Raw genomic sequence first — 5,955 nt, 5'->3', positions numbered from 1 at the left:
TTAATTGAGGGAATGAATACCAAAATAAAGCTTATTAAAAGAATAAGTTATGGATTTACCAATTTTGAACATCTTCGACTTAAGCTGTTTGCTTGCTTTAATTTATAACAAAAATTAACACACGAAAACCAGAAGAGCCCATTTTCTAGCCATTGTTCTCAATCCTCCAATGACTGAAAATCTAATAAAGCTTCTCCTAAGTTTTCTAAATTTTCTAGAGAAAGACTTGAGAGCTTGGCGGATAATTCGGCAGCAATGCCACCTATAAGCCGATTTAATAGACGTAGAAGCAAATTGACGGCTCCTTCTTGTCTTCCTTCCTCTTTGATTTCTTGATAGATGACAGATTCTTTCATAATGTCTTTCCTCAACAATTGTTGAATATTGATTATCCCTCGGTTGAGATTAAATTATCTCTAATATCCATCCGGAAAATATTTAGCAAGACAAGCGGAACAAATTCCTGCTTTGCTAAAATCATCTCCATAGTCTTGTACGTTAGCTGATGCTTGAACACAGTAGGAACAAATTTGAAATATCGTTGCTATAGTTCTCTGTTCTTCCACATCGTCAAAATCATAAAAACACTCATTACTGAGAATTTCGCCGATATTGACATCGCAACGGAATGATTCTTTAATTATGTCCAAAACTATCGACTGTTGTTCTTCAAAACCTAGGGACTGAAACGCCTTATTTTTAAAATACAATCGACCTAACATTGCATTGACGGCATAACTAGCTTGATGATCTGACATAATGATAAGTAGTCGTGCAAAATTAATTTCCTAGTGAAGATAGGCAAAAGGCAAAAGGCAGGAGGCTTCGGCCGTGAGCTCAGCGTTCGACTGAGCTCACGCCGAAGTCCGAACGGCAAGAGGTGGTTAGATATGTGTAATTAATTTTGCTTAGGTACTTAATAGAGGGAATTAATAGAAGAAAAATAACCGCAGTAAATTAGTTAAAAACGCTCATTTTCTAGCCATTGTTCCAAATCTTCTACTGACTGGAAATCTAATAAAGCTTCTCCTAAGTTTTCTAAACTTTCTAGAGAAAGACTTTGGATATTGGCGGATAATTCGGCAGAAATTTCACCTATACGCCGATTTAATTGACGTAGAAGCAAATTGATGGCTTCTTCTTGTCTTCCTTCCCCTTTGATTTCCTGATAGATGACAGATTCCTTCATAATATCTTTCCTCAACAATTGTTGAATGATGTCTTTGTTTAATACTAATCCAGCGAGAATTGCTGTCGAGGCAGCCAGATTGCTTTGTTCTCGACTGTCGCTGATTTGTTCGATTTTTTGGGCGATTTGCCGCAGTAAATTCTCTTGCTCCTCAGCTTGAGCTAGTATAGCAAAGGGCAATAGTCCTGGTGCTTGCAATAAGGGTTGATAGGGTTGTTCCCATAGTCTAATCACCTCAAATTGATGATAAGTTTTTCCCTGTTGATAGTCATTCTGTCTGACTAGGGGTAAGGTACTTTTCCTTAGATAAATAACTACCTGATGGATAGGTTTGCCTTGATAGCGTCGATAGAGTCTTGTGGCATAATCGAGCATTCTATAGGGAATATCCTCTTTAGGGTCGGTTTGGAACTCAATATGTAAGATTAGTTCTTCTGACTCCAAAAAGATTAAACTATCGGCTCTTATCGGCTCTAATGACAACTCTGAGGGTTTAATTTCGGTTAAATCTAAAGGTTTACCTAATAACCAAGTGGCTAAATCTCTCGAATATTCCAGGGCGATAAATTTACAAGTAGAATCATACATTAGTCTTGACTATATTTTACTCAAAAATGGAGATAAATAAACTAAAACCGGGTAAGACATCCTCTCCGCTTAAATTAGCCGGTAGTTCCATAATTTCTACGGGTTGCTGAGGACGATAAATTTCCACCTGTTGTTGTTGAGGATTAACTAGCCAACCTAATCGCAAACCACTGTGGAGATATTCCTGCATTTTCGCTTGAATTTCTGGGAGGGAATCGCTACGGGAGCGCAGTTCAATGACGAAATCAGGACAAATAGGCGGAAATTTCTCCTGTTCTTCTCGACTTAGAGCTTGCCAACGAGTTAAACTCACCCAAGCGGCATCAGGAGCGCGATATCCGCCTTTCGGTAAACGAAAAATCGTCGCCGAACTAAAGACTTTACCCAATCCGGTTTGACGATTCCACAACCAAAGCAAACTAATAAAATCGGCCTCTCGGTTGCCGCTAATTCCCCCAACAGGTGGCATCACAATTAATTCTCCTTGGGCGTTTCTTTCCAGTTGCCAATCTGGGTTAACTTGACAGAGACGGTAAAACTGCTCATCGCTGAGATTGACTGTATCTAAGTTTAAAATCACTGCTGCCATAGCTATATTTCGCCCTAGAAAACACTCTAGTCTTAATTATAGTCAATTATACTAAATCCGGTTATTAAAAACTGATTATTTATTCCTCCTCTTGCCTCTTGCCTCTTGCCTCTTGCCCATCCTGATATGTAGCCTATGCTCAACGGATTTAGTCTTAGATTCCCCGCCAGATTGCGATCGCACCGTCTCGATCTCCAGTGACTAACCAACGACCATCTTGACTGGCAACCATTCTTAAGATGACGTTTCCCTTCAGGGTATTCAAGTGCCGACGGGTATTAACATCCCAAAATTTGACGGTTCCATCCCCGGAAGTACTGGCTAAAACTTTACCCCCATCCAACAGGGCCATATCGGTAACAGCGTCGTTATGGGCGAGAATAGTAGTGGTGCCGATGCCACTTTTCACTTGCCAACTGCGGATCGAACCGTCTTGACTAGCAGTACCGGCGGTATTACCATCCTTGGAAAAAAGCACCCGATAAACGGGGAATAAATTACCCGCATAGGCACGAATAAAGCGACCGGTACTCACTTTCCACAGTTTAACGAAACCATCGTAATCGGCGCTAACAATTCCTTTACCATCGGGACTAAATGCGATCGCCTGAATCGGATGATTATGGCCGCGCAGGGTTTTTAACAGTGTACCCGTCTGAAAATCCCAGAGTTTAACAGTACGATCCCAGCTACCCGTAGCCAAAATTTTGCCATCGGGAGAAATAGCGGCATCGGTAACGAGAAAAGCATGGCCAGGATAGGTCATTTCTAATTTTCCCGTGCGCGTATTCCAGCGTTGCACTTTTCCCCCCGCATCGGCAGTTACGAAAGTCTCACCATCGGGACTAAATTGGATAGCATTGACAGTATCACCTAGTTGCCAAGTCCTGAGAGGTTTTTGGGTTTTTAGGTCCCATTCCCTAACAGTGCCGTCAAAACTACCACTCAGCAGCAGGGAGTTATCGGGACTAATGGCTAAAGCATAGATGGGATCCTGATCGGCTTTTAAAATAGTAACCCGTTCGACGGTCTGCCAAGGAACGATTTCTGCTAGGGGAGACGCTTGCGGAGTGGTGGTTTTCCCTTTTTCCTGATTGACTGCACAACCACCGGATAGCAACAGCAGCAATAATAACGATAATGTCGGTTGATAAAGGGTTATTTTCATAGAATTTTGCCGTTGTCAAAATCATCTTAAACTACTTTAAACTTGAAGGGGTAAAATTTGCAGAGAATAACGAAAACGAGGAACAAGATAAATGACAAATTCTTGATTGGTTGTGTTGGCTTGTTCCAGAACATTCTGTAAATTTTCACCGTGAGCCATCACTCTTTTTTCATTATAAGCAATGTATTGATTTTTATACAAATCAAGCACGGTGTCACGATTTTTGTTTAACCAACGTAACATTTCTTGGGCTTGTTCTTGAGAGATTGAGTCTGTCATAATCTTGCTAGGGAGAGACGTTTTTAATGAGAAGAAAAGCAGTGCTAATCAGTTTATTTTTGTCAATTATAGCTTCTAGTTGCTCCGATTGATAACAAGCTAATTCGACTTTTAAAGAAGCGGTATCTAAAGCATTAAGATAAGCATCGTTTAAAGTGTCTGTTAATTCCTGATCACTTAAATAATATCCTGCCGCTTTTCGTCGTTTATTGTGGCGTTGAATTTCTCTAACACTATTGCGAATGGAGACATCCCAAGAACGAGTAGTTCGGTTTTCTGCCTGTTGTTTAATTAAATGCAGTAATAAGATAACAGCATAACTACGAATGGTGCTAATAATCCCATTTTTGCTCATATCTTCAAGGTCTTCTACAATCGCCAGTGAACCTTTAATATCACCTTTTAAGAGTAAAGCCTTTAATTCTAAAAGTTCTTCCATAATCCAATTTCTTCCCCAAATACCCCTTAATTATATCTGGCCACAAGTCTCTCGGATATCCCAGGTTTATTGGGTAAAATGTATTCTAAGATACATTCTTGCGGGCGAGTGAGTGGAACCAGCAATTCTCATTTTAAGGTTTCATGACATTAAAACCCCTGCACCTAGAGGGGTTAATAATTCTTAACGAATCTCTAGATCGCTGAAACAACGCAAAATCGTTTCAAAATGAGAATTGCTGGAGTGGAACCAACCACAGAGACACAAAGGACACAAAGATCGATCGCTACTATATAAGCAAAAATTGTCACACAAAGTCGAGAAGAGCCAAAAAGTTAATCTATTTTATAAGCTTTTCTCTGCTATGATGAGGCCGTTCTTGTAAAAGTCGAGTTTTTAGTCATGACGCAAAAATTAGCAAAACTAATTGATTTTCGGGGGGGGGTAAGCACAGCTTATTAAAACTCTCAATTGCTTCCTCTGTCCTTGGGGTAAGTGCTTTGATAGTCACCCCTGTACAAGCAGCAAATTTGATTCAAAATGGCAGTTTTGAGAACGGTACAGACCCTGGTGTTTTTCAAACACTTAGTGGTGGTTCCACGGTAATTACAGGATGGACGGTTAGCCCAGGAAGCCAAATCGATTATATCGGTACATTATGGCAAGCTTCTAATGGTTCTAGAAGTCTGGATTTATCTGGAGGGAATGCTGGTCGAATTCAGCAAACCTTTAACACAACTGTCGGTGGGACTTATCGGGTGACTTTTGATCTGGCGGGTAATCCCAACGCAAGTCCTATTATTAAAGACATGAGAGTGAGTGCGGGAGGAAGTTCTGCTGACTTTTCTTTCGACACAACAGGAAAAAGCAGTTCAAATATGGGATGGGTATCAAAATCTTGGGATTTTACCGCTAACAGTACAACCACTACCCTTGAGTTTATCACTTTAACTAATAGCGTTGCTGGTCCTGCGTTGGATAATGTCTCGGTGATAGCTCTTTCCCCTCCTCCTACTCCTACTCCTATCCCCGAACCTTCATCAGTGCTAGGATTATTGAGTTTAGGAGTATTAGGAATTAGTTCTGCTTTAAAACGTCAATCTTAATCTATTTTTATCTTTTTAACCCATCTAAACTAGGTGGGTTAAATTGAATATTCAGATAGGCTTAAAATCGGTGAATAATTTGAATTTTGCGGCACATTTTTAATAATATGCTAGGATAGTATTGATGTTTTAGGAGGTAACAACCTATGCAGTTAGAAGATTATTTTGAATTTGTAGCAGTAGATAATATTCAATTAAAAGGACATCGTATTGGCATTGAGGACGTACTGAAATACTATCGACAAGGTTATAGTCCTCAAGAAATTCTCCAAGAATTACCAACTCTAAATTTAGAAAAAATTTATGCCACTTTGACCTATTATTATCACAATCAAGCACAAATCGATCTCTATCTTGTCAAGCTAGAAAGACAACGGGAACAACATTATCAACAGTGGCTATAAACATCATCTCCTTTAATCTCTTCGGGTCTAATTCCCCGCCGCTCGCGGCGTATAATAGAAAAATGAGTGAATACATCCATAAGAGCCATAATGTAAGTGTTTTGCTATATCATTTAGTGTTCCCAGCCAAATATCGTAAAGCCGTTGTCGACGAACAGGTAGATAGCTTGTTGAAAGACGTCTGCCTAGAGAT

Annotated in this window: 9 protein-coding genes and 2 pseudogenes; 4 read left to right on the top strand and 7 right to left on the bottom strand. The window is 39.9% G+C overall.

The genetic code is table 11. The features are described 5' to 3' along the window. The coding region (locus IM496_RS19265; RefSeq protein WP_287661912.1) for a transposase at window positions 1–108 on the top strand (108 nt) is incomplete at its 5' end. 50 nt (window positions 109–158) lie between these two features. Here IM496_RS19265 and IM496_RS19260 read toward each other — a convergent pair. The 7 genes and pseudogenes from IM496_RS19260 to IM496_RS19230 all read right to left on the bottom strand — a co-directional run. Then, a pseudogene (locus tag IM496_RS19260) lies at window positions 159–404 on the bottom strand (DUF4351 domain-containing protein); the annotation flags it as partial. A gap of 12 nt (window positions 405–416) precedes the next feature. After that, the gene (locus IM496_RS19255) at window positions 417–758 is read right to left on the bottom strand and encodes a hypothetical protein (protein ID WP_194017216.1); all 342 of its coding nucleotides are present in this window, start codon (window positions 756–758) and stop codon (window positions 417–419) included. 203 nt (window positions 759–961) lie between these two features. After that, complete coding sequence (locus IM496_RS19250; RefSeq protein ID WP_194017214.1) at window positions 962–1,777, bottom strand: DUF4351 domain-containing protein; 816 nt, start codon at window positions 1,775–1,777, stop codon at window positions 962–964. 16 nt (window positions 1,778–1,793) lie between these two features. Next, window positions 1,794–2,366, bottom strand: coding sequence for a Uma2 family endonuclease (locus IM496_RS19245; RefSeq protein WP_194017211.1), 573 nt, complete (start codon window positions 2,364–2,366; stop codon window positions 1,794–1,796). Window positions 2,367–2,520: 154 nt separating this feature from the next. Then, window positions 2,521–3,534 (bottom strand): WD40 repeat domain-containing protein, encoded by a 1,014-nt coding sequence (locus IM496_RS19240; RefSeq protein ID WP_194017209.1) that lies wholly within the window; start codon window positions 3,532–3,534, stop codon window positions 2,521–2,523. Between the two features lie 36 nt (window positions 3,535–3,570). After that, entirely contained in the window at window positions 3,571–3,813 is a 243-nt protein-coding gene (locus IM496_RS19235; RefSeq protein WP_194017207.1) for a DUF5678 domain-containing protein, read from the bottom strand. Window positions 3,814–3,820: 7 nt separating this feature from the next. Then, window positions 3,821–4,252 carry a DUF29 family protein gene (locus IM496_RS19230; RefSeq protein ID WP_194017205.1) on the bottom strand — a complete coding sequence of 144 codons (432 nt, stop codon included), beginning with the start codon at window positions 4,250–4,252 and terminating at the stop codon, window positions 3,821–3,823. Between the two features lie 500 nt (window positions 4,253–4,752). On the opposite strand from IM496_RS19230, the gene IM496_RS19225 reads away from it, so the two are divergent. The 3 genes and pseudogenes from IM496_RS19225 to IM496_RS19215 form a co-directional block, all read left to right on the top strand. Then, window positions 4,753–5,358 (top strand): choice-of-anchor C family PEP-CTERM protein, encoded by a 606-nt coding sequence (locus IM496_RS19225; protein ID WP_194017203.1) that lies wholly within the window; start codon window positions 4,753–4,755, stop codon window positions 5,356–5,358. A gap of 146 nt (window positions 5,359–5,504) precedes the next feature. Next, window positions 5,505–5,762, top strand: a complete 258-nt coding sequence (locus IM496_RS19220; RefSeq protein ID WP_228009764.1) for a DUF433 domain-containing protein — start codon at window positions 5,505–5,507, stop codon at window positions 5,760–5,762. Between the two features lie 62 nt (window positions 5,763–5,824). Next, window positions 5,825–5,955, top strand: a pseudogene (locus IM496_RS19215) (IS200/IS605 family transposase); the annotation flags it as partial.

The sequence above is a fragment of the Microcystis sp. M049S2 genome, assembly GCF_020245625.1.
Taxonomy (GTDB): domain Bacteria; phylum Cyanobacteriota; class Cyanobacteriia; order Cyanobacteriales; family Microcystaceae; genus Microcystis; species Microcystis ichthyoblabe_A.
The sequence above is the reverse complement of the archived record's forward strand: the minus strand, read 5'-3'. Positions and strand labels throughout refer to the sequence as shown.

What these genes read in the sequence shown, in the direction of transcription:
- IM496_RS19245 (WP_194017211.1), bottom strand. Translation starts at nt 2,366, where the DNA reads ATGGCAGCAGTGATTTTAAACTTAGATACAGTCAATCTCAGCGATGAG.
- IM496_RS19235 (WP_194017207.1), bottom strand. Translation starts at nt 3,813, where the DNA reads ATGACAGACTCAATCTCTCAAGAACAAGCCCAAGAAATGTTACGTTGG.
- IM496_RS19220 (WP_228009764.1), top strand. Translation starts at nt 5,505, where the DNA reads ATGCAGTTAGAAGATTATTTTGAATTTGTAGCAGTAGATAATATTCAA.
- IM496_RS19230 (WP_194017205.1), bottom strand. Translation starts at nt 4,252, where the DNA reads ATGGAAGAACTTTTAGAATTAAAGGCTTTACTCTTAAAAGGTGATATT.
- IM496_RS19255 (WP_194017216.1), bottom strand. Translation starts at nt 758, where the DNA reads ATGTCAGATCATCAAGCTAGTTATGCCGTCAATGCAATGTTAGGTCGA.
- IM496_RS19240 (WP_194017209.1), bottom strand. Translation starts at nt 3,534, where the DNA reads ATGAAAATAACCCTTTATCAACCGACATTATCGTTATTATTGCTGCTG.
- IM496_RS19250 (WP_194017214.1), bottom strand. Translation starts at nt 1,777, where the DNA reads ATGTATGATTCTACTTGTAAATTTATCGCCCTGGAATATTCGAGAGAT.